34 protein-coding genes and 1 pseudogene are annotated in these 23,081 nt (G+C 68.3%); 21 read left to right on the forward strand and 14 right to left on the reverse strand.

What is annotated here, in order from left to right:
- Window positions 1–30: 30 nt before the first annotated feature.
- Both thiC and VEC11_RS08035 read left to right on the forward strand, forming a co-directional pair.
- Window positions 31–1,794, forward strand: a pseudogene (thiC, locus tag VEC11_RS08030) (phosphomethylpyrimidine synthase ThiC); the annotation flags it as partial.
- A gap of 300 nt (window positions 1,795–2,094) precedes the next feature.
- Window positions 2,095–2,571 carry a hypothetical protein gene (locus VEC11_RS08035; RefSeq protein WP_464130181.1) on the forward strand — a complete coding sequence of 159 codons (477 nt, stop codon included), beginning with the start codon at window positions 2,095–2,097 and terminating at the stop codon, window positions 2,569–2,571.
- Between the two features lie 149 nt (window positions 2,572–2,720).
- Here the strand turns inward: VEC11_RS08035 and VEC11_RS08040 are convergent, their stop codons facing one another.
- Entirely contained in the window at window positions 2,721–3,413 is a 693-nt protein-coding gene (locus tag VEC11_RS08040) for a hypothetical protein (RefSeq protein WP_464130182.1), read from the reverse strand.
- A 166-nt stretch (window positions 3,414–3,579) separates the two neighbouring features.
- On the opposite strand from VEC11_RS08040, the gene VEC11_RS08045 reads away from it, so the two are divergent.
- The 6 genes from VEC11_RS08045 to VEC11_RS08070 all read left to right on the forward strand — a co-directional run bounded on the left by VEC11_RS08045 (window position 3,580) and on the right by VEC11_RS08070 (window position 6,967).
- On the forward strand, window positions 3,580–4,209 hold the full coding sequence (locus tag VEC11_RS08045) for a hypothetical protein (RefSeq protein ID WP_464130183.1): 630 nt from the start codon (window positions 3,580–3,582) through the stop codon (window positions 4,207–4,209).
- A gap of 193 nt (window positions 4,210–4,402) precedes the next feature.
- On the forward strand, window positions 4,403–5,086 hold the full coding sequence (locus VEC11_RS08050; protein ID WP_464130184.1) for a DUF899 domain-containing protein: 684 nt from the start codon (window positions 4,403–4,405) through the stop codon (window positions 5,084–5,086).
- Window positions 5,087–5,101: 15 nt separating this feature from the next.
- Window positions 5,102–5,512, forward strand: coding sequence for an NAD(+)--rifampin ADP-ribosyltransferase (gene arr, locus VEC11_RS08055; protein WP_464130185.1), 411 nt, complete (start codon window positions 5,102–5,104; stop codon window positions 5,510–5,512).
- A gap of 84 nt (window positions 5,513–5,596) precedes the next feature.
- Window positions 5,597–6,091 (forward strand): hypothetical protein, encoded by a 495-nt coding sequence (locus VEC11_RS08060; RefSeq protein ID WP_464130186.1) that lies wholly within the window; start codon window positions 5,597–5,599, stop codon window positions 6,089–6,091.
- 68 nt (window positions 6,092–6,159) lie between these two features.
- Window positions 6,160–6,582 carry a nuclear transport factor 2 family protein gene (locus tag VEC11_RS08065; protein WP_464130187.1) on the forward strand — a complete coding sequence of 141 codons (423 nt, stop codon included), beginning with the start codon at window positions 6,160–6,162 and terminating at the stop codon, window positions 6,580–6,582.
- 22 nt (window positions 6,583–6,604) lie between these two features.
- Complete coding sequence (locus VEC11_RS08070) at window positions 6,605–6,967, forward strand: bleomycin resistance protein (protein ID WP_464130188.1); 363 nt, start codon at window positions 6,605–6,607, stop codon at window positions 6,965–6,967.
- Between the two features lie 150 nt (window positions 6,968–7,117).
- On the opposite strand, the gene VEC11_RS08075 is transcribed toward VEC11_RS08070, so the two are convergent.
- Window positions 7,118–7,501, reverse strand: coding sequence for a hypothetical protein (locus VEC11_RS08075; protein ID WP_464130189.1), 384 nt, complete (start codon window positions 7,499–7,501; stop codon window positions 7,118–7,120).
- 122 nt (window positions 7,502–7,623) lie between these two features.
- On the opposite strand from VEC11_RS08075, the gene VEC11_RS08080 reads away from it, so the two are divergent.
- The 5 genes from VEC11_RS08080 (at window position 7,624) to VEC11_RS08100 (ending at window position 9,855) form a co-directional block, all read left to right on the forward strand.
- Window positions 7,624–8,001 (forward strand): VOC family protein, encoded by a 378-nt coding sequence (locus VEC11_RS08080; protein WP_464130190.1) that lies wholly within the window; start codon window positions 7,624–7,626, stop codon window positions 7,999–8,001.
- 102 nt (window positions 8,002–8,103) lie between these two features.
- Window positions 8,104–8,613 carry a class I SAM-dependent methyltransferase gene (locus tag VEC11_RS08085; RefSeq protein WP_464130191.1) on the forward strand — a complete coding sequence of 170 codons (510 nt, stop codon included), beginning with the start codon at window positions 8,104–8,106 and terminating at the stop codon, window positions 8,611–8,613.
- Window positions 8,610–8,912 (forward strand): hypothetical protein, encoded by a 303-nt coding sequence (locus VEC11_RS08090; RefSeq protein WP_464130192.1) that lies wholly within the window; start codon window positions 8,610–8,612, stop codon window positions 8,910–8,912. Before VEC11_RS08085 ends, VEC11_RS08090 begins: the two co-directional genes overlap by 4 nt.
- An 86-nt stretch (window positions 8,913–8,998) precedes the next feature.
- Complete coding sequence (locus VEC11_RS08095; protein WP_464130193.1) at window positions 8,999–9,379, forward strand: VOC family protein; 381 nt, start codon at window positions 8,999–9,001, stop codon at window positions 9,377–9,379.
- Window positions 9,380–9,396: 17 nt separating this feature from the next.
- A complete protein-coding gene (locus VEC11_RS08100; RefSeq protein WP_464130194.1) occupies window positions 9,397–9,855 on the forward strand; it encodes an NUDIX domain-containing protein in 459 nt (152 codons plus the stop codon).
- Between the two features lie 498 nt (window positions 9,856–10,353).
- Here VEC11_RS08100 and VEC11_RS08105 read toward each other — a convergent pair whose 3' ends face one another.
- Window positions 10,354–11,253: a hypothetical protein gene (locus VEC11_RS08105; RefSeq protein WP_464130195.1), complete on the reverse strand. Its 900-nt coding sequence runs from the start codon at window positions 11,251–11,253 to the stop codon at window positions 10,354–10,356.
- A 193-nt stretch (window positions 11,254–11,446) separates the two neighbouring features.
- Here VEC11_RS08105 and VEC11_RS08110 point away from each other — a divergent pair, with 193 nt between their 5' ends.
- Together VEC11_RS08110 and VEC11_RS08115 are read left to right on the forward strand one after the other, a co-directional pair.
- Complete coding sequence (locus tag VEC11_RS08110; protein WP_464130196.1) at window positions 11,447–11,725, forward strand: hypothetical protein; 279 nt, start codon at window positions 11,447–11,449, stop codon at window positions 11,723–11,725.
- Window positions 11,726–11,834: 109 nt separating this feature from the next.
- A complete protein-coding gene (locus VEC11_RS08115; protein WP_464130197.1) occupies window positions 11,835–12,266 on the forward strand; it encodes a cupin domain-containing protein in 432 nt (143 codons plus the stop codon).
- Here the strand turns inward: VEC11_RS08115 and VEC11_RS08120 are convergent.
- From VEC11_RS08120 to VEC11_RS08130, 3 genes are all read right to left on the reverse strand, one after another.
- The gene (locus tag VEC11_RS08120; protein ID WP_464130198.1) at window positions 12,226–12,657 is read right to left on the reverse strand and encodes a VOC family protein; all 432 of its coding nucleotides are present in this window, start codon (window positions 12,655–12,657) and stop codon (window positions 12,226–12,228) included. The genes VEC11_RS08115 and VEC11_RS08120 overlap by 41 nt on opposite strands.
- Window position 12,658: 1 nt before the next feature.
- Complete coding sequence (locus VEC11_RS08125) at window positions 12,659–13,504, reverse strand: TIGR00266 family protein (RefSeq protein WP_464130199.1); 846 nt, start codon at window positions 13,502–13,504, stop codon at window positions 12,659–12,661.
- Window positions 13,505–13,597: 93 nt separating this feature from the next.
- Complete coding sequence (locus VEC11_RS08130; RefSeq protein ID WP_464130200.1) at window positions 13,598–14,062, reverse strand: hypothetical protein; 465 nt, start codon at window positions 14,060–14,062, stop codon at window positions 13,598–13,600.
- A 76-nt stretch (window positions 14,063–14,138) separates the two neighbouring features.
- Between VEC11_RS08130 and VEC11_RS08135 the strand changes: the two genes are divergently transcribed.
- Window positions 14,139–14,813 carry a peptidylprolyl isomerase gene (locus VEC11_RS08135; protein WP_464130201.1) on the forward strand — a complete coding sequence of 225 codons (675 nt, stop codon included), beginning with the start codon at window positions 14,139–14,141 and terminating at the stop codon, window positions 14,811–14,813.
- A 69-nt stretch (window positions 14,814–14,882) separates the two neighbouring features.
- Window positions 14,883–15,197: a hypothetical protein gene (locus tag VEC11_RS08140; RefSeq protein ID WP_464130202.1), complete on the forward strand. Its 315-nt coding sequence runs from the start codon at window positions 14,883–14,885 to the stop codon at window positions 15,195–15,197.
- On the opposite strand, the gene ung is transcribed toward VEC11_RS08140, so the two are convergent.
- Genes ung through VEC11_RS08160 form a run of 4 tightly spaced genes read right to left on the reverse strand, consistent with a single transcriptional unit; the run spans window position 15,194 to window position 17,722 of the window.
- Window positions 15,194–15,892 carry a uracil-DNA glycosylase gene (gene ung, locus VEC11_RS08145; protein WP_464130203.1) on the reverse strand — a complete coding sequence of 233 codons (699 nt, stop codon included), beginning with the start codon at window positions 15,890–15,892 and terminating at the stop codon, window positions 15,194–15,196. The genes VEC11_RS08140 and ung overlap by 4 nt on opposite strands.
- Window positions 15,889–16,311 carry a DUF1810 domain-containing protein gene (locus tag VEC11_RS08150; protein WP_464130204.1) on the reverse strand — a complete coding sequence of 141 codons (423 nt, stop codon included), beginning with the start codon at window positions 16,309–16,311 and terminating at the stop codon, window positions 15,889–15,891. The genes ung and VEC11_RS08150 overlap by 4 nt, the downstream gene beginning before the upstream one ends.
- A gap of 1 nt (window position 16,312) precedes the next feature.
- Window positions 16,313–17,158 (reverse strand): SDR family NAD(P)-dependent oxidoreductase, encoded by an 846-nt coding sequence (locus VEC11_RS08155; RefSeq protein ID WP_464130205.1) that lies wholly within the window; start codon window positions 17,156–17,158, stop codon window positions 16,313–16,315.
- Between the two features lie 12 nt (window positions 17,159–17,170).
- A complete protein-coding gene (locus tag VEC11_RS08160; protein ID WP_464130206.1) occupies window positions 17,171–17,722 on the reverse strand; it encodes a peroxiredoxin in 552 nt (183 codons plus the stop codon).
- 177 nt (window positions 17,723–17,899) lie between these two features.
- On the opposite strand from VEC11_RS08160, the gene VEC11_RS08165 reads away from it, so the two are divergent.
- Window positions 17,900–18,364, forward strand: a complete 465-nt coding sequence (locus tag VEC11_RS08165) for a hypothetical protein (protein ID WP_464130207.1) — start codon at window positions 17,900–17,902, stop codon at window positions 18,362–18,364.
- On the opposite strand, the gene VEC11_RS08170 is transcribed toward VEC11_RS08165, so the two are convergent.
- Both VEC11_RS08170 and VEC11_RS08175 read right to left on the reverse strand, forming a co-directional pair.
- On the reverse strand, window positions 18,361–18,765 hold the full coding sequence (locus VEC11_RS08170) for an addiction module antidote protein (RefSeq protein WP_464130208.1): 405 nt from the start codon (window positions 18,763–18,765) through the stop codon (window positions 18,361–18,363). The genes VEC11_RS08165 and VEC11_RS08170 overlap by 4 nt on opposite strands.
- A 44-nt stretch (window positions 18,766–18,809) precedes the next feature.
- Window positions 18,810–20,138 carry a dicarboxylate/amino acid:cation symporter gene (locus tag VEC11_RS08175; protein WP_464130209.1) on the reverse strand — a complete coding sequence of 443 codons (1,329 nt, stop codon included), beginning with the start codon at window positions 20,136–20,138 and terminating at the stop codon, window positions 18,810–18,812.
- An 89-nt stretch (window positions 20,139–20,227) separates the two neighbouring features.
- Here VEC11_RS08175 and VEC11_RS08180 point away from each other — a divergent pair, with 89 nt between their 5' ends.
- Window positions 20,228–20,695 carry a DUF2721 domain-containing protein gene (locus VEC11_RS08180; RefSeq protein ID WP_464130210.1) on the forward strand — a complete coding sequence of 156 codons (468 nt, stop codon included), beginning with the start codon at window positions 20,228–20,230 and terminating at the stop codon, window positions 20,693–20,695.
- 136 nt (window positions 20,696–20,831) lie between these two features.
- On the opposite strand, the gene VEC11_RS08185 is transcribed toward VEC11_RS08180, so the two are convergent.
- Window positions 20,832–21,017, reverse strand: coding sequence for a PspC domain-containing protein (locus VEC11_RS08185; RefSeq protein ID WP_464130211.1), 186 nt, complete (start codon window positions 21,015–21,017; stop codon window positions 20,832–20,834).
- 623 nt (window positions 21,018–21,640) lie between these two features.
- Here VEC11_RS08185 and VEC11_RS08190 point away from each other — a divergent pair.
- Complete coding sequence (locus VEC11_RS08190) at window positions 21,641–22,096, forward strand: hypothetical protein (protein WP_464130212.1); 456 nt, start codon at window positions 21,641–21,643, stop codon at window positions 22,094–22,096.
- A 148-nt stretch (window positions 22,097–22,244) separates the two neighbouring features.
- Entirely contained in the window at window positions 22,245–22,484 is a 240-nt protein-coding gene (locus VEC11_RS08195) for a hypothetical protein (protein WP_464130213.1), read from the forward strand.
- A 67-nt stretch (window positions 22,485–22,551) separates the two neighbouring features.
- Here the strand turns inward: VEC11_RS08195 and VEC11_RS08200 are convergent, their stop codons facing one another.
- A complete protein-coding gene (locus VEC11_RS08200) occupies window positions 22,552–22,827 on the reverse strand; it encodes a hypothetical protein (protein ID WP_464130214.1) in 276 nt (91 codons plus the stop codon).
- Window positions 22,828–23,081 lie beyond the last annotated feature (254 nt).

The raw sequence follows: 23,081 nt of genomic DNA on the forward strand, positions 1-23,081 counted from the left end.
CGTCCTCCCTCCGCTGAAGGAGAATGACGAATGGCCGACATCCCCGCCCGCACCGAGCTCAAGGTCACGACCGGCCCGATCCGCGGCAGCCGCAAGATTCACGTCGGCCCGCTGGGCGTTGCGATGCGCGAGATCGACCTCGAGCCCAGTTCGGGCGAGCCGCCCTTGCGCGTCTATGATTGCTCCGGCCCCTATACCGATCCCGCCGCGAGCATCGACATCATGGCGGGCCTGCCCGAGCTGCGCCGCGACTGGATCCGCGGCCGCGGCGATGTCGAGGAGGTGCTGCAGCGCGAGGTTCGCCCCGAGGACAACGGCCAGCTCGGCCCCGACCGGAGCGGTGGCGTCCAGCCTTTCCCCAACGTCCGCCGCAAGGTGCTCCGCGCAAAGCCGGGCGCGAATGTCTCCCAGATGCACTATGCCCGCCGCGGCATCGTCACGCCCGAGATGGAATATGTGGCGGTCCGCGAGAATCTCGGACGCGAGCAAATCCGCGGCCACCTCCGGGACGGCCAGGATTTCGGCGCCTCGATCCCCGATTACGTCACCCCCGAATTCGTCCGCGACGAGGTGGCCCGCGGCCGCGCGATCATCCCCAACAACATCAACCACCCCGAGTCCGAGCCGATGGCGATCGGCCGCAACTTTCTGGTCAAGATCAACGCCAATATCGGCAATTCCGCCGTCGCCTCCGACGTCGCGCAGGAGGTCGACAAGATGGTCTGGGCGATCCGCTGGGGCGCCGACACGGTCATGGACCTCTCCACCGGCCGCAACATCCACGACACGCGCGAATGGATCCTCCGCAACTCGCCCGTCCCGATCGGCACCGTCCCCATCTACCAGGCGCTGGAGAAGGTCGGCGGCGTCGCCGAGGAGTTGACCTGGGAAATCTACCGCGACACCCTGATCGAGCAGGCCGAGCAGGGCGTCGACTATTTCACCATCCATGCCGGCGTGCGCCTGCCCTACATCCCGCTCACCGCGAAGCGCGTCACCGGCATCGTCAGCCGCGGCGGCTCGATCATGGCGAAATGGTGCCTCGCCCACCACCGGGAGAGCTTCCTCTACACCCGCTTCGACGAGATTTGCGAGATCATGAAGGCCTATGACATCGCCTTCAGCCTCGGCGACGGCCTCCGCCCCGGCAGCATCGCCGACGCCAATGACGTGGCCCAGTTCGCCGAGCTTGCCACCCTGGGCGAGCTGACGCAGATCGCCTGGCGCCACGACGTCCAGGTGATGATCGAGGGCCCCGGCCATGTGCCGATGCACAAGATCAAGGCCAATATGGACAAGCAGCTCGAGGCCTGCGGCGAGGCCCCCTTCTACACGCTCGGCCCGCTCACCACCGACATCGCCCCCGGCTACGACCATATCACCAGCGCGATCGGCGCCGCGATGATCGGCTGGTTCGGCACGGCGATGCTTTGCTACGTGACGCCGAAGGAGCATCTCGGCCTGCCGGACCGCGACGACGTCAAGGTCGGCGTCGTCACCTACAAGCTCGCCGCCCACGCCGCGGACCTGGCCAAGGGCCACCCGGCCGCGAAGCTCCGCGACGACGCGCTGTCACGTGCGAGGTTCGAATTCCGCTGGCGCGACCAGTTCAACCTCAGCCTCGACCCCGACACGGCCGAGCAATATCACGACCAGACCCTGCCGGCGGAGGGCGCCAAGACCGCCCATTTCTGCTCGATGTGCGGGCCGAAATTCTGCTCGATGAAGATCACCCAGGAAGTCAGGGATTTTGCTGCGAAGCAGAACCAGTCGGCAGACAGTTTCCTCGCAGCCTCCACCCCCACCGTTCGCCCTGAGCCTGTCGAAGGGTTTTCCTTTCTTACGGCGGAAGAGAAAGGCAGGGCTTCGACAGGCTCAGCCCGAACGGAGGAGAAGGGGGAAGCGGACTTGTCCGCCGAAGCCTTGGCTGAGGCGGAGGCCGGCATGGCCGAAATGAGCAAGGTCTTCCGGGAGAAAGGCAGTGAACTCTACATGGGCGCCGGCGGGCGCGAACATGACTGAGGGCCTCGCACCTTCGTTGCGATACTCCTGAATTCGCAGCATAAGCGCGATGCAGGAGAGGGGGGCTTCGCCATGCGCGCGATCATGAAGTCGGCAATATTCGTTGCCATATTTGCGGCCACGATGACGGGCACGGTGCAATCGCAAGGCACCTCGGCCGGCGCATCCGCGACCTTCGTCTTCCGGAAGGCTTATGACCGCGGCCTTGGCTTCGGCAGCAGCACGGCGCAGTCCTATTATCATCTGCCGGCCGGCGTCTGTCAGGGCCGGCGAAGGCTCGCGTCCTTTTCGTGGCTGAGCGGCGCGGAGCGGGAGCGCCAGCTGCCGGCGGGCGCGCCGGTGACCCTGTGGATGTCGACCATGCGTGCCAGCGGGGCCTGGCGGAGCAATTGCGGGAAGTCCGTCCGCTTCACGCCGCGCCCGGGCGCCACCTACGATGTCGCCCTGAGAGCCGTCGTCGGCTCCCATTGCGAGGCCAGCGTGGTTGACCGGTCGACGGGGCAGGCGCCGGCTGATCTGAGCTTCGATGACAAGTTGGACTGCGGCTGAGGACCTGCAGCGAAGCCTGCCCCGGCTCGATCCGGGATGATCTTCCGCGCCGGAGCGAGGCGAGCGGCGAAGATCAAGGCGGCCTTGCACAGCGGCGCTCCTCCCGGCCGCGCCGTGCGGCCGGCGCCACTTCGACAAGCCCCCTGTCCCTACCGCCGCTCCACCGCGAACGCCGTCGTCGCGCGGTCGATCAGCGGCTGCTGCAGCGGCTGCCAGGCCGACGTGACGATGCGGCCGTCCTGGACCAGCTCGTCATAGCGCCGCCCGGTCTGCGCCAGATCCTCGGAATAGATCATCATCAGCTCGCGCCGGCCGCGGCCCGTCCCTTGCGGATCGTCGAGGATCTGGACCATCCGGACGTTCATCATCTCGGGCGGGATTGAATAGCCGGCGCGGGTCAGGATGCCGGTCACGTGCTCGCGGTCCGAGCCGGCCCTGGTCGGGCTGTCCGTCCGCCGCGGCCCCCAGACCAGCCAGGTCGGCGCGCCCCACAGATCGTAGCGGGTGTTGCCGTCCGCATAATTGTACCGCGCAGTGGCGGCGCTCGGCAGGTAGCTTTCGAACTGGATCCAGTAGAGCCGGGTCAGCCGGCGCTGCGCGTCCGCTTCGACGTAGACGTGAATTTCGGCGTCGGCCACGCCGTAGAGATTGAAGCGCTCGCCGCCGACATAGGTCGCGCCGGCCGGCACCCGCACCGTCACGCCCTCGCCGGCATGGTTCACCGTCCTGCCGTCGACCCGCGCAGCCAATGTCGAGGGAACCGCCGCCGCGGTCGTTTCCTGGGCGCAGGCCGGCGCGCTCCCGGCCGCCGCGATCATCGCCAGAGCCAGCCAGTACCGCATCGCTCGCTCCCTTTCTCGGCGAAGCGTATTACTGCTTTAATACAGCGTCAATGCGGAATTGCAGTGACAGTGCTCCAATTTCTCGCCTTGCGGCTCGCGTGTTACCAACTCCATTCCGGATCAATCTCCCCTCCCAATGTAGGATAATCTCTGTCCTAAGCTGGGGATGACCGACTCATCCTCCCCCGTCCCTCCCCCCGAGGACCCCGCCACCCCATCCGACGCCGACGAGGACGACGCCCTCTTCGAGCCCGTCCTGCTCCGCTACCGCCACGACGGCTGGGTCCCCGACAAGCAGCTCGAATTCATCCAGCGCCTCGCCGAATGCGGCTGCGTCGACGAGGCCTGCCGCGCGGTCGGGATGAGCCGCGACTCCGCCTACGCGCTGCGCCGCCGTCCCGACGCGCAGGCCTTCCGGCTCGCTTGGGCCGCGGCGAAGGACGTGATGGTGGAGCGGCTCGACGATGCCGCCATGGCGCGCGCGATCAACGGCGTGCCGGTGCCGATCTTTCACAATGGCGAGCAGATCGGCGAGCGGCGGCATTTTGACGAGAGACTCACGATGTTCCTGCTCCGCTACCGCGATCCGGTCCGCTACGGCCGTTGGCACGACCGGCTGGAGGAGGTGAGCCGGCACGAGGACGGGCCGATCGGGATCCTCTCCTTCCGCATCGCGCGTATGCTGAAGGCGGCGTGGCGGCAGTTCAACGCCGCCTTGCGGGGCGAACGGATGCCGGACCCTGAGCCGGAACCCGTCCATCGCGGCCGCCCCGACGGCGACGAGGACGAGCGTTGAGCTGTAGGATTATCGTGTCAGCTTTGTCAGCTTCTGGACTGTCAGGTTCCGCACCCGCCGGCCCGAAACTGATCCAGAGCAACCTTTCCGCGCGGGTCGACGTTGATCCCGGGCCTGCCCGCGTGGCAGTTCCCGCAACAGGATCGGAGATGGAGCGATGACGGGATCATCCGCGAACGCCACGGGCGAAGCCATGCAGATTCCCCCCGTCGTCTCGCGCGCCGAATGGGACGCCGCTTTTGCGCGGATGCACGAGCGCGAGAAGGAGGTGATGCACGCCCGCGACGCCCTGGCCGCCGAACGCCGCCGCATGCCCTGGCTGGCGGTCGAGAAGGATTATGCGTTCGAGGGGCCGCAGGGTCGGGTGAACCTGCGCGAGCTGTTCGGCCGCTGCCGCCAGCTCATCGTCTACCGCGCCTTCATGGAGCCGGGCGTGTCGCGCTGGCCGGAGCGGGGCTGCATCGGCTGCTCGCTGGTCGCCGATCACGCCGTGCATCCCGCCCACCTCAATCAGCGAGACACCCAGCTCGCCTTCGTCTCGCGCGGCTCGCAGGCGGACCTCGCCCGGCAGAAGGCGAAGATGGGCTGGGAGCATATCCCCTGGTACACGTTGACCGACGAGTTCGACGCCGATTTCGGGGTCGACCAATGGCACGGCACCAATTTCTTCTTCCGCGACGGCGAGCGCATCTTCCGCACCTATTTCACCAGCGGCCGCGGCGACGAGCAGATGGGAAACTTGTGGAACTGGCTCGATATGACCGCGCTCGGCCGCCAGGAAAAATGGGAGGATTCACCCCCCGGCTATCCTCAGACCGACCCCTATGACTGGTGGGTCTGGCACGACAATCGCGAGGCGGAGCCCGAGCGTGAGTGACGCGGTGAGGCGCCCATGACCTACGCGAAGGACGCCGTGCCGCCCTTCTACCACGGCACCCGCGCCGATCTGTGCGTCGGCGACCTGCTCGCGCCCGGCTTCAGCTCCAATTACCAGGAACAGAAGCTCTCCTGGGTCTACTTCTCCGCCTCGCTCGACGCGGCGATCTGGGGCTGCGAGCTGGCCAGGGGAGAAGGCCGCGAGCGCATCTACATCGTCGAGCCGACCGGCCCGTTCGAGGACGACCCCAATCTCACCGACAAGAAATTCCCCGGCAACCCGACCAGCTCCTACCGCTCCCGCGACCCGCTCCGCATCGTCGGCGAGGTCGCGGAGTGGGAACCCCATCCGCCCGGGCGGCTGCAGGACATGAAGGACGCGCTCGCCCGGATGGCGGCCGAAGGCGACATGAAGATCATCGATTGAGCCCGGCCGTTGCCGCCGGTTCATCGCCGGCCCGCTACCGAAACGATCCGGCCGCGTTGCCGGCGCCGTCCAGGGAGGGAAGAGATGAAGGTCCGTCTCGCTGCACAGCTGCTGCTGGCGCTGGCCATCCTCGCCCCGCCGGCCGCATCGGCGGCTCCGGTCCGGCCCCGCGACCGCGCCGAAATGGTCGCCGGCTGGCGGATCAGCTCGGGCGGCTCGGGCGACGGCGGCTATGTCGCCCGCCTGTCCCGCCGCGGGCGCGGCTGGGCCTACGAACATTATCTCGAATATTGGCGCGGCAATGGCGGCGTCGTGCTCTCGGACGAATTTCGCCGCGGCCGCTGCCGGAGCGGGGATGCGAGCGCGATCGTGCCGTTCGAGCTCGGCACCTCGCGCAGCTCGTTCGACCAGCGGCTGGCCGACTATCTGCGCGAATGCCCGTTGCCCCGGGCCGAGGCGGCGGCCCTGCGCCGCTCGCTGGCCCGCGCCTGGCCGCATTTCCTCCGCCACGCCCGCCGGGCCCGCGCCGCCCTGGACGCCGAGCTGGCGTGGATCGCCCGGGGCAGCCCGGCGCGCTGACCGCCGAACAAAACGCGCGCCGCGCGCCCTGCTCTGTGCTATCCTCCCCGCCCGGGGAGGATACGCTCATGCCTGATCCCGAACTGCCGGTCGACCGGCTTGCCCACGCCTACGCGCAGTGGCGCGACACCAGGGGGATGACCCCCGATCTGTTCCTCGACCTGATGGCCGACGGGATCGAGATGCGCTCGGTGCTCGAGCCCGCTCTGCCCGACGATCTCGCCGCCTGGCGCCGCTCGCAGGGCGAGGCGCGCGAATATTTCGCGATCGTCCACCGCGACTGGGAGATGATCGATTTTCCCCAGGAGAAGATCGTGGCGGACGGCGACACCGTGGTCTGGATCGGCCGCTGCGCCTGGCGGCACCGGCGGACCGGGCAGGAGATCGACACGCCCAAGGTCGACATCTGGACCTTCGAGGGCGGCAAGGCGGTCCGCTTCCTGGAGATGTTCGACAGCCTCGGCTTCGCCCGGACGGCGGAACTGATCTGAGCGCGACGACGGGCGACGCGGCATGAAGATGGTTCCGCTTTTCCACGTCGCCGACATGCGGACCGCGGTCGATTTCTACACGCGCCTCCTCGATTTCACGCTCTGGGGGGCGCCCGACGATCCCGTCGTCAGCCTCACCCGCCACGGGGCGGAGCTGATGCTGACCAGCCTGCCGACCGACCAGGTCCCCCGCGTCAATGCGCATCTGCTCGTCGACGACGTGGACGCCCTCTTCGCCCGCTGGACCGGGCGCGGTCTGGACCAGTCGGGCCGTACCGAATCTCCGGTCCATCTCGGTCCGGTCGACCAGAGCTGGGGGACGCGCGAATTTTATGTCACCGACCCGTTCGGCAACACGCTGCGGGTCGTCCAGCGGCCGGCCTGAGCGGCGACGCTTTCAATGTAGGAAAGTCTCTGGTCTACGCTGGGGATGGCCAGTCTTTCGTTCCTCCCGGGTCTGACCTTTCTCGCTCCTCGGGCGCGCGCGCGTAGAGGCGTGACCTTGGTGACCTTTCGCGTCCCCTGCGGCCGCCCGTCAGTCCTTCGTCGCCCGCAGGGTGAAGCGGCGACCGTCATGATAGGTAACCGTGCCGGCGAAGGCCCGCGACCCCGGGGCGAGGTCGCCGGCGAAAGTCACCGCGCCCTGCGGCGACTCGACGTGCATGCGCACGGCCCTTCCGTCGACGGTGAAGGAGCGGACCGGGAGCACATTGTCGCCCCGGTTGGTCGTCAGGCTGCCCGTATAGCCGCCCGCGGCTGGCGTGAGGCTGAGCTGTCCGAGCGTGATCCGGCCCCCGCCCGTGTCGATCCGGAAATGCCAAGCGCCCGCCAGCGACGGGCGCGCGGCCGGAACGGTCATGCAGGCGGAGAGGCAGACCAGGGCCAGCGCGGCCAGGAGCGAACGGAGGGAAATATTCATGGCGAAACCGTAAGAGCAGGGCCCCGGGAGCGCCACTGCCCGGCGCGTCGCTGGTCGAAGCCCGACCCGCTCCCGTCGAAACCCGCCCGCAACCGCCCCGCTGGCGGCGCGTTCCCGTCCGCATGCTCAGCCATGTCTCCCTCGGCACCAGTGATGCCGCCCGCGCCGCCGCTTTCTACGATCCGGTGCTCGCCACCCTGGGTATCCGCAAGCTGCACGAGCGCGACGGCTCGCTGGATTACGGCACCTCGATCATGTTCTTCAGCCTGGAGAAGCCGACCGACGGCCGACCGGCCAGCGTCGGCAACGGCGTCCATGTCGCCTTCCTCGCCGAGACGCGGGCGATGGTGGACGATTTCTACCGCGTGGCGCTGGCCAATGGCGGCGAGGATGCCGGCCCGCCGGGCCTTCGCCCCGAATATGACGCCCATTATTACGGCGCCTTCGTCCGCGATCCCGACGGCAACAAGATCGAGGCCGTCAGCTTCGCCGCCGCCTGAGCCTCTCGCCCTTTCCGTCGCGCGATCGGTCGTTTCGGTCGCACGCGCCTGTCCCGCCCGGCCGGTCCGGCTAGGCGGCGCCCTTCACCGAGGAGACGGATCATGAACCCCAACAAGGCCCTTTGGGAAAAGGGCGACTTCACCCGCATCGCGGAGACCATGCGCGAGAGCGGCGAGGAGTTGATCGCTGCGCTCGGCATCGGCCCCGGCATGGAGATGCTCGATCTGGGTTGCGGCGACGGCACCACCGCCCTGCCCGCCGCCCGCGCCGGCGCGAACGTGCTCGGCATCGACATCGCCGCCAATCTCGTCGCCGCGGGCAATGAACGGGCGCAGGCCGCGGGCCTCGCCAATCTCCGCTTTGAGGAAGGCGACGCCTCCGATCTCGCCAGCCTGGCCGACGCCCGCTTCGACTTCGTGCTCACCATGTTCGGCGCCATGTTCGCCCCGCGCCCGCACGACGTCGCGAGGGAGATGGTGCGCGTCACCCGCCCCGGCGGGCGCATCGTAATGGGCAACTGGATCCCGGGCGATCCGACCCTGGTCGCGCAGATTCTGAAGATCAGCGCCGCCTATACGCCGCCGCCGCCCGAGGCTTCGTCAGCCCGGTGACCTGGGGCGTTGCTGACAAAGTCCGCGAGCGCTTCGGCGCCGCCGGCATTCCCGCCGGGCGGATTTCCTGCCTGCCCGACACCTGGGTCTTCCGCCATGACGGCCCGCCCGCCCAATTCCTCGACATCTTCCGCCTCTATTACGGCCCGACGATGAACGCCTATGCGGCGGCCGAGGCGTCGGGCCGCGCGGCCGATCTCCATGCCGAGCTCACGCTCCTGTTCGAGGCGCAGAACCGGGCCGGACCGGACCGCACCGAAATCCCCGCCACCTATCTGCGCGTGACGGTCGAGCGCTAGAGCGCGCCGGAATCACCCGTCCGGGCGATGGCTTTTCGCTCCGGATGGGGCATGATCGTGCGGACGCAAGAATAGGGAGACTCGCCATGTCACTAGCCGGTGCCCGCCCGATCGCCATGATCACCACTAAGGACCGCAAGGCCGCCGAGCCCTTCTACGCCGAGGCGCTCGGCCTGCCGCGCGCGGGCGATGACGGCTTCGCCGCCCTGTTCGACCTCGACGGCGTGATGCTCCGCCTGACCGAGGTGCCCGGCCACATTCCGCCGGCCCATCCGGTGCTCGGCTGGCAGGTCGACGACATGGAGGCGGCGGTCGCGGCGCTGGCCGCGAACGGCGTCGCCATGAACATCTATCCGGGCCTCGGCCAGGACGAAAAGGGCATCTGGACCTCGCCGGACGGCAGCGCGAAGGTCGCCTTCTTCAACGACCCGGACGGCAACGGCCTCAGCCTCACCCAGTTTCTCTAGCCGCCGCGCGGATCGCGGTGCGCCGGCTCGTCGCTCTCTACCTCCTGCAGCGCCGGCTCTGGCGGATCCTCCGCCCGCGCACCCGCGGCGTGAAGGTGATGCTGTTCGACGAGGCCGGGGCCGTGCTGCTCGTCCGTCACACTTACGGCCGCACCGACCAGTATCTGCTGCCCGGCGGCGGCATCCGCCCGTTCGAGCAGCCGGCAAAAGCGGCGGCGCGGGAGATGCGCGAGGAGCTGGGCTGCGGTCTTGCCGATCTGGTCTTCGTCTCCACCCATATTTCGACCAGCGAAGGCAAGCGCGACACCGTCCACCTCTTCCGCGCCCGCGTCGACGGCGCGGTCCGCGCCGACGGGGTCGAGGTGGCCGAGGCGCGCTTCTTCGCGCTCGATGCCCTGCCCGGGGGCGTCTCGCCCGCGACTCTCCGCCGGATCGACGAATATCGGGGCGTGCGGGCGGTCAGCGAAGCCTGGTGAGCCGCGCCTTCACCGGGCCTTCCGCCTGAACACCGCGCCGCCGGCCCGGCCCCAAGAGAGTGTTGAGCCGTACTGATTCGACTCTCGGCGAGGAGCAGAACATAATGGGAACATGCGAGTCGAGCCGTGAGCCCCAAGACCCGTGGCGCACGGGGCTTTGGTCTACCGCCGCAGCGGATGAGCGACGCTGCCGCCCAGCTCCTGCGACGCGGCATCGTTACCACCCGGACCCTGGTGGATCTCGGTTGCAAGCTGGAGATGCGGTGCCGTCGCTGCGGTCGGACCGTCGTGGCCGACCCATATGAGCTGCGGCAAATGTTCCCGACCGCGACACCCTTGCGTGAAGCCGGGCTGAGACTCCGCTGCGAACGGTGCGGCTCGAACGACCCCCGGATGTGGGTCTGGGTGATGGGCTGGACGAGGGACAAGCGGCGGAAGAGATCGCCGTGACCCTCTCGGATGACAGGCTGACGGGGCGAGCCGAACCGCCCGTTCTGCCTACCGCTTCTCCGCCGCGACGAAGGCGAGGAGGGCTTCCTCATAGGGGTCGCGGGCGCCGTCGGCCTCGACCTTGCGGTCGAGCCAGCCCTGCTCGTCGGGCGTGACCTCTTCGGCCTCGGCGAGCCGCGCGGCGTGATCGACGTCCTTCTCCTCGTCGAGCACCTTCTTCGCCTCCGCGAACGGATTGGCGCCGCGCATCCGGGCGAAGAAGCCGGCGACCGAGCTGGAATGATCGTTGACGAAAGCCTCGAGCCGCGCCGCCTCGTCCCGCTCGAGCGGCTTGTAGGAGGACCAGGCCATCAGATGGTTGCCGACCGCCTGGACGAACAGGGTTTTCCATTCGGGGGCGTTGTCGGACCGGAGGCAGGCATCCTTGAGCCGCCACAGCAGATCGGCCTCGTCCTGACCGACGACCAGAGCGCCTTCGCCGCCCGGCGCGAAGACGAGCCGGCGGAGCAGGCGGCATTCGTCGGCGTCGACCGTCCTCGCGCCGCGCACGACCGCCTCCTCGATCTGGGCGAGCGCCCAGCTCCTGAGGCTTGCGGGGCAGTTAAGCGCGCGCTCGATCACCTTGACGACCAGCTCGACCTCGAGCCGGCTGACCGGCTCGCCGTCGCGGTCGACCTCGGCGATCAGCCAGGCGGCATTGGCCTCGTCGACATAGCCCCGCGGCGCCTTCTGGTTGACGACATAGTCGGTCAGCGCCTCGATGAAGAAGTCGCGCCATTCGGGAGAGGGCTCGCCGACCGCGCGGTTGAGGTCGAAGACGATGCCGGCCTCGGCGTCGGAGACCCGGCCGTCCGGCCAGACTGCGCGGCGCACAGCCAGCACGTCCTCGGGCGTGATCCGGTGGCCGTTCCGCAGCGCGGCCGCGAAATCGGAGAAGGAGAAGCTCATATTTCTGCCCCGTCGTTTCGGGCGCCCATCCTAGGCGCCAAGGGTTAAAGCGGCGCTAAATGCGGCAGGCCGAGCCAAGCCGAGGGAACCTTTTCGCCATGGCGGGCTTTGTCGCCCGCGGATGCCTGACCGCATCCGGGGGCGTCCGGGCCGGGCCAGGGCGCCCGATCCTGTTTCGAAGGGGTAATGCCTTATGAAGACTGTGTTGAAGCTCGCCGCGGTGGCCTGCCTGGTGTCGCTCGGCGCCTGCAGCCGGACGCCGACCGAGAATAATGCCGCCAACGTCCAGGACGCGATGGAGAACGTCGCCGACAATATGGAGGCGATGGCCAGCAACACCGCCAACGACCAGGCCGCGGACGCGCTCACCAACGGCGCGGATGCGGTGCGCGACGCCGGCAGCAACGCCGCCGACGCGATCCGCGACAGCGGCAGCACCAACAATGTCGAATCCAACACGGTCGGCATGTAGGCTGGTCTTCCCGACCGGCCACCTGGAGGGCGCCCCGACGCGGGCGCCCTTTTCTTGTCCGGGGCGGCCGACCCGCTTTCGCCCCGGCCCAAGCGGCCTATAATCGGGCATGGACGACGCCCGGGCCCTGATCGACGCGCTTGCGCTGGCGCCGCACCCCGAAGGCGGCTGGTACCGCGAGACCTGGCGCGCCGAGGCGCCGGCCGGCACGCGCGGGTCCGCGACCGCCATCCTCTTTCTGCTCGAATCGGGCCAGAGCTCGCACTGGCACAAGGTGGACGCGACCGAGCTCTGGCTGTTCCACGCCGGCAGCGCCCTTCGCCTGGAGACCGCGGCCGCGGACGAGGGCCCTGTCGAAACCGCGCGGCTCGGGCCGGACGTGCTCGCGGGCGAGGTGCCACAATTCCGGATCCCGCCCGGCCACTGGCAGGCCGCGCGCGCCGACCGGGGCTGGGCCTTGGTCTCCTGTGTCGTCTCGCCGGCCTTCGACTTTGCCGGCTTCACGCTCGCCCCGCGGGGCTGGGCGCCGGGGCCGCGCTGAACTGCACCAGATCCCAGCGATTGCCGTAGAGGTCGAGGAAGACGGCGACCTTGCCATAAGGCTGCGCGACCGGCGGGCGGACGAAGGTGACGCCCCTGGCGAGCATCGCCGCATGGTCGCGGTCGAAATCGTCGGTGCGCAGGAACAGGAAGACGCGCCCGCCCGCCTGGTCGCCGACGAAGGCGGCCTGCTCCGGCGTCGCCGCGCGGGCGAGCAGCAGGGAGGTGCCGCCGGGCGGCGAGCCCGGCGGGGCGACCAGCACCCATCGCTTGTCCTGCTCCGCCTGATACTCGTCAGCGAGGAGCTCGAAGCCGAGCTTCTCGCTGAACCAGGCGATCGCCTCGTCATAGTCGCGGACGACGAGCGCGACATGGGCGAGCGACTGCGCCATCTCAGCTGTTGCCCTGGATCCAGTTGCCGAGCGGCCCGAGCGCCGAGCCCTCGCCCCGATTCTGCCCGCCGATCGGCATCGCCGCGGCGAGCATCCGCCCGGCCAGCCGCGCGAAGGGAAGGGACTGGATCCAGACCTTGCCCGGGCCGGTCAGCCGCGCGAAGAACAGCCCTTCGCCGCCGAACAGGGCGCTTTTCACCCCGCCCGCGCCGATCAGGTCGAACTCGACGCTCGGCATCATCGCCGCGATGCAGCCGGTATCGACGTGCAGCTCCTCGCCGGCGGCGAGCTCGCGCTCGATCACCATCCCGCCCATCTGCACGAACACCCAGCCGTCGCCCTCCAGCTTCTGCATGATGAAGCCCTCGCCGCCGAACAGTCCGGTCATGATCCGGCGCTGGAAATGGATGCCGATCGAGACGCCCCTGGCGGCGCAGAGGAAGCTGTCCTTCTGGCAGATCAGGGTGCCGCCGAGCGCGTCCAGCTTCACCGGAATGATCGCCCCCGGCACCGGCGCGCCGAACGCGACCCTGGCCTTGCCCGTGCCCTGGTGGGTGAAGACGGTGGTGAACAGGCTCTCCCCGGTCAGCAGCCTTTTGCCGGCGCCGAGCAGCTTGCCCATGAAGCCGCCCTGCTCCTGGCCGCCGCCGTCGCCGAACACGGTCGTCATCTCGACGCTTGCATCCTTCCAGACCATCGCCCCGGCCTCGGCGACCGCGCTCTCGCCCGGATCGAGCTCGATCTCGACGAACTGCAGCTCCTGGCCACGAATCGCATAATCGATGTCGTCGGCGACATTGGCCTGGCGGGAGTGGCTGTAGGGCGCACCCCAGGGGGAAGTGGACATGGCGGGAACCTCGTTGCTGGCGTGAAGCGTCGAATCTAGCCCCCCGCCCGTGGCCGCGGAAGGTGACAAAGTGGACGGATTCGCGGATTTTGTTCACTTGTCACCTTCCGGCTCCGGGCCCCGCGACCGCTGCCATGCGCGAGGCGGCCGGCCGCTGCGATCGAGCCGCTTCAGGAGTCTCAGCGCGGCGTCATTGTCGGGGCGCGTGATCGTGCCGATCACCTTGCCCTTGCGGACGATGCCGCGCGTGCGGCCGCGGAGCAGAGCCTGCCAGAGCGGATAGTGCTCGGCCGGCACAACCTGGGCATTACCATGGAAGGCCGCATCCCACGCCGCCGCGAAGCTCTCTGCGCCCGGCCGCTCGCGCAGCGCATAGGCGCTCTTGCGGCTCATCCCGACGGCCCGGCAGGCGGTGCTGATCGAGCGCTTCACATGGAGCAAGCGGATGAACTCGCGCTGGCGCGCTTCGGTCCAGCCGTCGCGGCGTGCGCGCAGCGGGACGGGATCGAAAGCGGGCAGCTGCCGGCGAGGCGGGCGCGGGGTCGACGGATCGTCCATCCGCGAGCGTAGATCACAAATTCGCCGTGTAGGAAAATTCGCCTCTGCGGGCGCGGTTGCGGATATGGTGCGCGCCATGATTCGCGCGCTCGGACTCGCTGCCGCCCTTCTCCTTTCCGCCTGTGGGGAGAGCCAGCCCGCCAACGCGCCCGCCCCCGCCAATACGGCGGCGCAGTCGGGCAACAGCACGGCCAATGCGCCGGTCCCGGACCGGGCGCGGGTTCGGCTGGAGACGGAGGCCGGCAATATCGTGCTGGAACTGAACGGCCGTGCCGCGCCGGTCACCACCGCCAATTTCCTCGCCTATGTCGACCAGCACCGGTTCGACGGCGTGACCTTCTACCGCGCCTCGCGGACGCCGCGGCGGACCGGCCAGGGCTTCATCCAGGGCGGCATCCGGCGCAATGCCATGCTCGGCCTGCCGCCGATCGCGCACGAGCCGACCAGCCGCACCGGGCTGCGCCATGTCGACGGCACGATCTCCATGGCGCGGCTCGAGCCGGGCAGTGCGATGGGCGATTTCTTCATCGTCTCGGGGACCATGACCTCGATGGACGCTGGCAACCGCCGCCCCTCCAGCGGCAACAATGACGCAGAGGGCTATGCCGCCTTCGGGCGCGTAGTGGAGGGGATGGACGTCGTCCGCCGCATCCTCGCCGGCGCCACCGTCGAGAATGCCGGCGCCGGCGCGATGCGCGGCCAGATGCTGGAGCGGCCGGTGCGGATCAGGCGGGCGGTCCGCGCGGACTAGCGGCGAAGGGCAAAGGCGCACCGCCCGTTAGGCTCCCCGGGACAGATTTCGATCCCGAGGAGAAGTGCCATGCGTATCCGTCATCTCTTCGCCGCCGCGTTGCTCGGCGCCGCCACCCTCGCCGCCGCGGCGCCCGCCGAGGCCCGCATCAACCAGCGCCAGGGCCACCAGCAGCACCGCATCTACCGCGGCGTCGTCTCCGGCCAGCTGACCGGGCGCGAGGTCTGGCGGCTGGAGCGCCAGCAGGCGCGCATCGCCCGCTACGAGGCGCGCAGCCGCCGCGACGGTCCGGGCCTCACCGGCCGCGAACGCTACCGGCTCGAGCGCATGCAGGACCGCGCCAGCCGCAACATCTACCGGCAGCGCCGCGACCGGCAGCACTAGACGTCGGCGGGCAGCGCCCAGTCGATCGGGGGCAGGCCGTTTGTTTCGAGGAACTGGTTCGCTTTCGAAAAATGGCGGCAGCCGAAGAAGCCGCTATGGGCGGAAAGCGGGCTCGGGTGGGGCGCCCTCAGCACGAGGTGGCGCCCGCCCTTGTCCACGCTGTCAATCTGCGCCGCCTTCTTCTGGGCGTAGCTGCCCCAGAGCATGAACACGACCGGGCTCTGCTGCCGGTTCACCTCGGCGATCACCGCGTCGGTGAAGCGCTCCCAGCCCCGCTCGCGGTGCGACGCCGCCTGGCCCATGCGCACGGTGAGCACCGAGTTCAGCAGCAGCACGCCCTGCTTCGCCCAATGCTCGAGAAAGCCGTGCCGGGCCGGCGGGATGCCGAGATCGCTCTGCATCTCCTTGTAGATGTTGACCAGGCTGGGCGGGGCGGCCGTGCCGGGCTTGACGCTGAAGCAGAGGCCGTGCGCCTGGCCGAGGCCGTGATAGGGGTCCTGGCCGAGGATGACGACGCGGACCGCGCCCAAAGGCGTCAGGTCCAGCGCCCGGAAATATTCGCTGCCCTTCGGAAAGATGCGCTGCCCCGCGGCTTTCTCGGCGAGCAGGAAGTCCTTGAGCCCTTGCATATAGGGCTGCTCGAACTCGGCCCCGAGCGGGCCGAGCCAGCTTTCGTGCAGCCTGATTTCGCTCATCCCGCCAGCAGCTCCAGCGTGCGTTGGTCGCGCGCGCCGTGGTAGAAGAGATCGAGCGCCTCGGCAAAAAGCGCGGGCTCCGCCGCCACCGCCTCGAACAGGGTCAGCGAGGAACGGAATTTGAGCGCGTCGATGCCGCCCAATGTGGCGTCGGCGCTCCGCCCGGGGTGGGCCAGCATCGCCGCCACGCCCTCGCGCAGCCGCGCGCCGAGCAGCGGATGGGCGAGCCAGGCGCGGGCCTCGTCCGCCGAACGGATCGCATAATGGACCGCCATCGGGCTTGAGCCGAGCCCGGCCAGCTGCGGGAAGACGAACCACATCCAGTGGCTCTGCTTGCGCCCGGCCCGGAGCTCGGCGAGCGCCGTCGGCCAGATTTGCGCCTGCGCCTCGACGAAGCGGCCGAGATCGAAATCCGCCATCTCAGCGCTTGAGCGGCGTCGGATCGGGGCGTTCGCCCGCCGCCCGCGCCTCGGCCAGCCGCGCGCCCTCCGCGGCGAGCATGTCGAACAACTGGTCCGGATCCTGCCAGCGCAGCGCGGCGGCGAGCGCCTCGCGGCCCTCCGCCACGACGATCTCCCGTTTCCCCTGGACCAGGCCCTCGAGGATCTGGCGGGCGCATTCGGCCGGCTCCATCCCGGCATCGATATTGGCGTCGGACTCGCCGCGCGCGCTGCCGTCCGCCTGCAGCGCGTTCCTCGCGACGCCCGTCCGCACCGAGCCGGGCAGCACGTTCATCACTTGGATGCCATAGGCCTTCTCGACCTCGGCGCGCAGCGCGTCGGCATAGCCGATCAGCCCGTGCTTGGCGGCGGCATAGCCGGTCCTCAGCACCGGGCCGAGCCGGCCGGCGACCGAGGCGATCATCACGATCGTGCCCGACCGCCGCTCGACGAGGCGGGGGAGCAGGGCCTGGGTGAGGCGGATCGGGGCGCGGAGGTCGACGTCGATGAGCTGGTCATAAACCTCGGCCACGGTGTCGACGGCGAGGCTGCGCTGGCTGACGCCGGCATTGTTGACCAGCAGGGCGACGCCATCGCGCCAGCGCCATGCCGTCTCGACCGTGGCGGGGAGCCTCGTCCAGTCCGTCGCCTCGAAGGGCAAGACCAGGCTCTCCGTCGGCAAGGTCGCGGCGACCTTCTCCAGCGCGTCCTGCCGCCGGCCCGAGAGGATCAGGGTCGCGCCTTCGGCCGCAAAGGCTTCCGCCAGCGCCGCGCCGATCCCCGACGAGGCGCCGGTGATCCAGATCGTCTCCCCCTGCCAGGACATGACGGCCGCCGGTCAGCGCCGCCGGCGGCGCTGCTGGGCCCGCCACTGGCGCACCGCACGCAGCGTCTCGGTCACATGATTGCGCCAGTCGAGGTTCGAATAGACGTGGATGATCCGCCCGTTCGGGGCGATCACATAGGAGGTGCGGTTGGTGAGGTTGCCCCGCTGGGCGGAGAATTGGACGTCATAGTCGCGGATGATCGAGCGGCTCGCCATGCCGACCGGGAAGGCGTTGCGGCAGGCCTCGACAGAGAAGCGGCGGAGCAGGTCGTAGCTGTCGGCGGAGAGGCCGATCACCTGCGCGCCGTGCCTGCGAAACTCGGGCGCCGCCTCGGAGAAGGCGTGGGCCTCCAGCGTGCAGCCCTCGGTGAAGGAGCGCGGATAGAAATAGAGCACGACCGGGCCGTTGCGCAGCGCGCGGCGAAGGTTGAACTGGAAGGGCCGGCCCGCAAGCGCGCCGCTGGTGCTGAAATCGGGCGCGACCTGCCCCTCCGGCAGCGACGGATAAGCGGCGCTGGGCAGGACGGCGAGGCTCAGGGCGAGAGCGGGGGCGAGCAGACGCATGTTCGGGCGACTCCCTTCTTCTGGTCGGGCCTTCGAATAGACGCAAAGCCTGCGTGCCGCCAGCGCAACGAGCGGCTTCGGCGCGCCGGATCGGCCCGCGGCTGCGCCCGCCGGAACTTGGCGGCGGCCCGGCGCTTTGCTAGCCATGGCGTGGGGGCACGGAGCGGGAGACGAAGGATGAAATTGAAGCTTCTTGCCCTGGCGGCAGCGGGTGCGCTGGCCGCCTTTGCGGGCACCGGACCCGCCCATTCCGTCCAGCCCGCGGGCGGTGCCTGCGCGATCGGGCTCGCCGCGGAGGCAGACGGCGAGAGCTTCGAGATGGCCGGCCGCGCCGAGGGCGCCGCGCAGGCGGCCCTGGTGCAGCAGACGGGGCGCAATTTTGCGCAGGCGGCGGCGCGGCTCTGCACGGCGCGCGTGCTCAGCGCCGCCAATCTCCGGCCCTATCGCAAGCTGCTGGTGCGCAATGCCGAGGCGGCGACCGAGCCCAATATCTATGACGATGCCGAGGAGCAGCCGGGGGCGCTGATCATCGAATATGTGTTCGAAAGTGCCGCGCCGAGCGCCGCCCAGATCGAGCGGGCGCTGCGCTGCTGGCGGAGCCCGCAACTGGCGGGCTGCCAGGTGGAGGATGTCGGTCCCTAGGCCGGGAGGCCGAGCGTCCGGCCCAGCGCGCCCGCGGAGACGTAGAGCCGGTCCCTGATGTCGGCGGGGAGCATCTCCTGGAGCAGGCGATCGAAGGCGGGCCGGTCGCCCAGGGAGGCGCTGCGGACCATGTCGAGCGCCAGCGCCTCGTCATGGCTGAGCCGCGGGCAGCAGAAGGGGGCGATGCAGAAGGGATCGGGCCAGGCCGCGCCGACCTCGACCAGCAGCAGCTGCAAATGGGCGGCGGCGCGGACCGAGCCGAGCTTTTCAGCCACCGCCTGCATCGGGCAGCGACCGTTCCTGCCCAGCATCACCCAGAGGCGTATCCCCCGGGCGAGGCGGGCTTCGGAGGGCGGAAGATCGCGAACATCGCGCACATGAAGCAGCAGGTCGGAGAGCATGACCAGACTTTATTGCGAGTAGTTCGCAATAGCAATAGTGATCGTCAGGTCCGCACGTCGCTTCGTCCCTCGATCTGCAGGACGTCGCTTTCCCGCTCGGTGAAATCGCCCCCTTCGCCGCGGAAGGCGGCGCGCAAGGTTTCCGGCGCGACGCCTTTCTCCCAGCGGGCGATGACGATGGTGGCGACGGCGTTGCCGACGAAATTGGTCAGCGCGCGGCATTCGCTCATGAAACGGTCGACGCCGAGGATCAGGGCCATGCCGGCGACCGGGATGCCCGGCACGACCGAGAGGGTCGCGGCGAGGGTGACGAAGCCCGAGCCGGTGACCCCGGCGGCGCCCTTGGAGGAGATGATCGCCACCGCCATCAAGGCGAGCTGGTCGCCGAGCGAGAGCGGGATGTTGCAGGCCTGGGCGATGAACAAAGCGGCGAGCGACATGTAGATGCAGGTGCCGTCGAGGTTGAAGCTGTAGCCGGTCGGCACGACCAGGCCGACGATCGGCTTCGGGCAGCCGGCGCGCTCCAGTTTCTCCATCAGGCTCGGCATCGCGCTCTCGGAGGAGGAAGTGCCGAGGACGAGGAAGAGCTCGTCCCTGATGTAGCGGACCAGCCCCCAGAGCGAGAAGCCCGCCGCCCGCGCGATCGCGCCGAGCACGAGGATCACGAACAGCAGGGAGGTGGCGTAGAAGGTGCCGATCAGGGCGCCGAGGTTGAACAGGGCGCCAATGCCATATTTGCCGATCGTGAAGGCCATCGCCCCGAAGGCGCCGACGGGGGCGGCGTACATCAGGATATGGACGATGCGGAAGATGACGGCGGTCAGGATCTTCAGCCCGTCCTGCAGCTTCGCCCCTTTCTCGCCGAGCAAAGCGAGGGCGATGCCGAACAGGATGGAGACGAACAGGACCTGGAGGATCTTGCCCTCGGTGAAGGCGCTGAAGAAGGTGGTCGGGATGATCTCGAGCAGGAAGCCGGTGACGCTCTGGTCGTGCGCGCGGGTGACGAAGGACTCGACCTTGGCCGCGTCGAGGCTGCGCGGGTCGACGTTCATCCCGTGGCCCGGATGGACGAGATTGGCGACGACCAGGCCGATGGCGAGGGCGAGGGTGGAGACGGCGAGGAAATAGCCGAGCGCCTTCAGCCCGACCCGGCCGAACGCCTTCAGGTCGGCCATGCCGGCAATGCCGGTGACCACGGTGAGGAAGATGACCGGGGTGATGATCATCTTGACCAGGCTGACGAAGCCGGTGCCGAGCGGCTCCAGGCTCTCGCCGAGGCGGGGCGCGGCCCAGCCGGTGAGGATGCCGGACGCGATCGCGACCAGCACCCAGAAATAAAGCGTCCGCCAGACCGGCCGCCGCGCCTTCGTCATGGGCCCTCCCCCTCGTCCCCCTTGATAGAGGGCGGAGCGGGCGCTGTCAGGCCATTGATCTTGCTCCGGGCCGGGCCTAGCGGACGGCCATGAACGAGAGCGCGGCCGCGGTCACGAGCATCGCCCACCAGATCCAGCTGGCGGTGGCGCCGGTCTTCCTGCTCGCGGGCATTGCCGGGATCATCAACGTGCTCGCGCACCGGCTCGCCCGCGTCGTCGACCGCTCGCGCCAGCTCGAGGCGGAACCGCCCGATGACAGCGAGCTGGTCCGCCGGCTCTGGCTCGCGGAGCTCGGGATTCTCGACCGGAGGATGCGGGTGGTGAACTGGTCGCTGACCTGCTGCACGGCGGGTGCGCTCTTCGTCTGCGTGCTGGTCGGGGTGCTGTTCGTCGCGGGCGTGGGCAAGATCGGCTTCGCCCAGCTGATCGCGGTGCTGTTCGTCCTGACCATGCTGCTGCTGGTCGCCGGCCTGCTCCTGTTCCTCTACGAGGTCCGGCTCGCGACCAGGGCGCTGAAGATCAGCCGGGAGCGGCGGATGGAAAGGCTGGCGGAATGAGCGGGAACGGCAATCCGGGGAGCGGCGAGCAGCTGGCGCGGGTGGCGCTGATCGTCTCGGCCGTGGCGCTCGCCATCGCGATCCTCGGCCTCTTCCTGCCGCTCGCGGGATAGCGGCGGCAGGGCGGACATGGACCTCAGCGGGCGGGGGTGAAGGCGCCGACGAGGATGTAGAAGAGGATCATCAGCGGGCCGAGGGCGAACAGGGTCAGGGCGACGGCGCCGATCCTGACCAGGGTCGGATCCCAGCCGGCGCTGCGGGCGAGGCCGGCGCAGACGCCGAGGACTTTGGCATTGCGCTTGTCGAGGGCGTAGCTGGACATGGTCTTGGTTCCTGATGGCAATGGGTGGTTGGTTGGAACGGTCCGGGAGGGACCGGCCTGGTCTTAAGCCAGGACCGGGCCCGCCGCGGCGGTGAGGAAGAGGCTGGAGGCGACGAGCGCGCCGAACACCGAAATGGCCAGTTTCTGCAGGTTGAACGTGACAGACATTGCAATCTCCTTTTTGGCGACCGGCGGACCATCCGTCGGTCATGCAAAAGGTACTGCGAGCACCGTGCCAAATGCGAGAAATGGCGGAAATCTGCAGTTTTCTGAAATTGGCCCGGCTGCGGGCCCCTTCGCCAGCGCCAAGCATTGGGAATTTTCACCAACAGTCGGTGAACGCCCGCGAACGCCGTGCCCGTTTCCGGACAGTGTCGCGATCGGACATGGAAAGGTCGGGAAGGTCAGGGAAAGGTCAGACCAAAAACGCATCGTCCTCCTCGCCGTCGCCTTCGCCGAGCGGCAGCAGGCCGGCGGTCTCGCGCTTCGCATTTTCCTACATTAGGAGGGGAAATGATCCGTTTTGGATGGAATGAAGCGGCTCCAGATCCGACGCCGACCAATTACGCATGTCTGCCACGTATGTATTTGCCTGCGTATGGCGTATGATGTATGCAGTCTCAATGATCGATGTCATGGCAGCACTGAAAGACCGCCGAGCCAAGGCTGAGGCCAAGGTCCTACGCGCGTCTAAGGCATTGGATTCAGCTAAAAAAGAATTGGAAGATGTGGCGGCCGCAGAGCGAGTGATGGCGGACATTACGGGCGAATCGGTGGAGGTGAAGGCAGCAAGCGGGGCAACTTCCGAGCGAGATAAAGATATCGCGAAGCTACTGGGCCTTACGCTGGAGGATGCGAAAACGCCTGCCGAACTTTACCCCCTGTACGTGGAAGAGCATGGGGGAGCGCTCAATCTGGATGCCTTCAGAACTGCGCTTTGGCGCCTACAGAAAAGGGTGATCCAAGGCTCGGAAAAGAGCTGGACGGTAAAATCCCAGAACGGTCGGTACTGGCGTATGCCCGCGTATGCGTCTGCCGACATTGACGAGCTTTTGGGAGGAGATCCAGACGACTCCTGAACGAATTAGGGTCACCGTTGGAGCGGTGACCCTAACCGGAGGCAGGCACCCCACCTCATGCTCTTATCAAGCGTCGAAATCTTAGTGGGCCTCCGATTCATCGTCAACCAACTCTCGGTGCCAGGGTTGGCGAACAGAAAGGCCCAAGATGGCAACCTACAAGTATGGGCATTACCTTGCCCAAGTCGATCACACCGCATTCGATACGGTGTATACGCCCGGAACGGCGGCGCCCTTTTCGGGCATTTATCGCTGCATGGGGTGCGGGAGCGAGGTGGCTTCCAACAAGGGCGAGCCGTTGCCGCCGCAAAACTCTCATCAGCATAGCGCTTCTGAAGGTGCAATCCGCTGGAAGCTGATCGTGTACGCGGATCACGAGAAGAAATAGTCAGGAAGCCCGGGCGGCCACCCGTCCGGGCTCTCCCCAGCCGCTCAAGCTTTGGATTTCCAGGGCTTCATCTATCGTGATGAAGCGCCTCGGAAACGCGACCGACATTCACGCCAAAGTGATTTGCGATATCCTGCTGGTGCAGGTCGGGATTGGCAGCCGCGAATTGGCGGATTTCTTCCGCCATTTCCGCCGTCACCTTGGGACTGCGAACCTGAGCGCGTCGAGTTGCTGTTCGCCGGTACATGGAGTCTGCAATCTCGTGCAGCTCGTCGATACCATGGGCTTCCGCAAGTTCTCGTAGGCGGACACGAGCATCCGGAATACTGATGTAATTCCGCATGAGCACCTCATGACTAAATCAGCGGCAGTTGTGCTGCCCCGTAGTCATTTGGTCGCTCCAAGCTTCTCCTACAAGGGGGGATCCAAACAACCTTGGACTGATCCCTTACGTGGTGTTCCCAAACTAGCCACGCATAGCCCGTTGCGGTCGACGCTCTTTCATCCAACCGGCCCTTCACCATAGGAACTCGCTCAACAAACTGAGCGAATTTAGATGGCGGGTCATCCCTGAAGAGCCGAGTATATCGCCCGACA

The sequence above is a fragment of the Allosphingosinicella sp. genome (genome assembly GCF_035626655.1).
Taxonomy (GTDB): Bacteria; Pseudomonadota; Alphaproteobacteria; order Sphingomonadales; family Sphingomonadaceae; genus Allosphingosinicella.

Bases quoted from the DNA above. Each gene is read 5' to 3' on its own strand.
- VEC11_RS08080 (WP_464130190.1), top strand. From the start codon at position 7,624: ATGCTCAGCCATGTCTCCCTCGGCACCAGTGATGCCGCCCGCGCCGCC.
- VEC11_RS08180 (WP_464130210.1), top strand. From the start codon at position 20,228: ATGAACGAGAGCGCGGCCGCGGTCACGAGCATCGCCCACCAGATCCAG.
- VEC11_RS08155 (WP_464130205.1), bottom strand. From the start codon at position 17,158: ATGTCCTGGCAGGGGGAGACGATCTGGATCACCGGCGCCTCGTCGGGG.
- VEC11_RS08175 (WP_464130209.1), bottom strand. From the start codon at position 20,138: ATGACGAAGGCGCGGCGGCCGGTCTGGCGGACGCTTTATTTCTGGGTG.
- VEC11_RS08190 (WP_464130212.1), top strand. From the start codon at position 21,641: ATGATCGATGTCATGGCAGCACTGAAAGACCGCCGAGCCAAGGCTGAG.
- VEC11_RS08195 (WP_464130213.1), top strand. From the start codon at position 22,245: ATGGCAACCTACAAGTATGGGCATTACCTTGCCCAAGTCGATCACACC.
- VEC11_RS08200 (WP_464130214.1), bottom strand. From the start codon at position 22,827: ATGCGGAATTACATCAGTATTCCGGATGCTCGTGTCCGCCTACGAGAA.
- VEC11_RS08110 (WP_464130196.1), top strand. From the start codon at position 11,447: ATGAAGACTGTGTTGAAGCTCGCCGCGGTGGCCTGCCTGGTGTCGCTC.
- arr (WP_464130185.1), top strand. From the start codon at position 5,102: ATGACCTACGCGAAGGACGCCGTGCCGCCCTTCTACCACGGCACCCGC.
- VEC11_RS08185 (WP_464130211.1), bottom strand. From the start codon at position 21,017: ATGTCCAGCTACGCCCTCGACAAGCGCAATGCCAAAGTCCTCGGCGTC.
- VEC11_RS08085 (WP_464130191.1), top strand. From the start codon at position 8,104: ATGAACCCCAACAAGGCCCTTTGGGAAAAGGGCGACTTCACCCGCATC.
- VEC11_RS08170 (WP_464130208.1), bottom strand. From the start codon at position 18,765: ATGCTCTCCGACCTGCTGCTTCATGTGCGCGATGTTCGCGATCTTCCG.
- VEC11_RS08165 (WP_464130207.1), top strand. From the start codon at position 17,900: ATGAAATTGAAGCTTCTTGCCCTGGCGGCAGCGGGTGCGCTGGCCGCC.
- VEC11_RS08060 (WP_464130186.1), top strand. From the start codon at position 5,597: ATGAAGGTCCGTCTCGCTGCACAGCTGCTGCTGGCGCTGGCCATCCTC.
- VEC11_RS08120 (WP_464130198.1), bottom strand. From the start codon at position 12,657: ATGGCGCAGTCGCTCGCCCATGTCGCGCTCGTCGTCCGCGACTATGAC.
- VEC11_RS08125 (WP_464130199.1), bottom strand. From the start codon at position 13,504: ATGTCCACTTCCCCCTGGGGTGCGCCCTACAGCCACTCCCGCCAGGCC.
- ung (WP_464130203.1), bottom strand. From the start codon at position 15,892: ATGAGCGAAATCAGGCTGCACGAAAGCTGGCTCGGCCCGCTCGGGGCC.
- VEC11_RS08065 (WP_464130187.1), top strand. From the start codon at position 6,160: ATGCCTGATCCCGAACTGCCGGTCGACCGGCTTGCCCACGCCTACGCG.
- VEC11_RS08115 (WP_464130197.1), top strand. From the start codon at position 11,835: ATGGACGACGCCCGGGCCCTGATCGACGCGCTTGCGCTGGCGCCGCAC.
- VEC11_RS08160 (WP_464130206.1), bottom strand. From the start codon at position 17,722: ATGCGTCTGCTCGCCCCCGCTCTCGCCCTGAGCCTCGCCGTCCTGCCC.
- VEC11_RS08135 (WP_464130201.1), top strand. From the start codon at position 14,139: ATGATTCGCGCGCTCGGACTCGCTGCCGCCCTTCTCCTTTCCGCCTGT.
- VEC11_RS08095 (WP_464130193.1), top strand. From the start codon at position 8,999: ATGTCACTAGCCGGTGCCCGCCCGATCGCCATGATCACCACTAAGGAC.
- VEC11_RS08150 (WP_464130204.1), bottom strand. From the start codon at position 16,311: ATGGCGGATTTCGATCTCGGCCGCTTCGTCGAGGCGCAGGCGCAAATC.
- VEC11_RS08070 (WP_464130188.1), top strand. From the start codon at position 6,605: ATGAAGATGGTTCCGCTTTTCCACGTCGCCGACATGCGGACCGCGGTC.
- VEC11_RS08045 (WP_464130183.1), top strand. From the start codon at position 3,580: ATGACCGACTCATCCTCCCCCGTCCCTCCCCCCGAGGACCCCGCCACC.
- VEC11_RS08035 (WP_464130181.1), top strand. From the start codon at position 2,095: ATGCGCGCGATCATGAAGTCGGCAATATTCGTTGCCATATTTGCGGCC.
- VEC11_RS08140 (WP_464130202.1), top strand. From the start codon at position 14,883: ATGCGTATCCGTCATCTCTTCGCCGCCGCGTTGCTCGGCGCCGCCACC.
- VEC11_RS08075 (WP_464130189.1), bottom strand. From the start codon at position 7,501: ATGAATATTTCCCTCCGTTCGCTCCTGGCCGCGCTGGCCCTGGTCTGC.
- VEC11_RS08130 (WP_464130200.1), bottom strand. From the start codon at position 14,062: ATGGACGATCCGTCGACCCCGCGCCCGCCTCGCCGGCAGCTGCCCGCT.
- VEC11_RS08105 (WP_464130195.1), bottom strand. From the start codon at position 11,253: ATGAGCTTCTCCTTCTCCGATTTCGCGGCCGCGCTGCGGAACGGCCAC.
- VEC11_RS08050 (WP_464130184.1), top strand. From the start codon at position 4,403: ATGCAGATTCCCCCCGTCGTCTCGCGCGCCGAATGGGACGCCGCTTTT.
- VEC11_RS08040 (WP_464130182.1), bottom strand. From the start codon at position 3,413: ATGCGGTACTGGCTGGCTCTGGCGATGATCGCGGCGGCCGGGAGCGCG.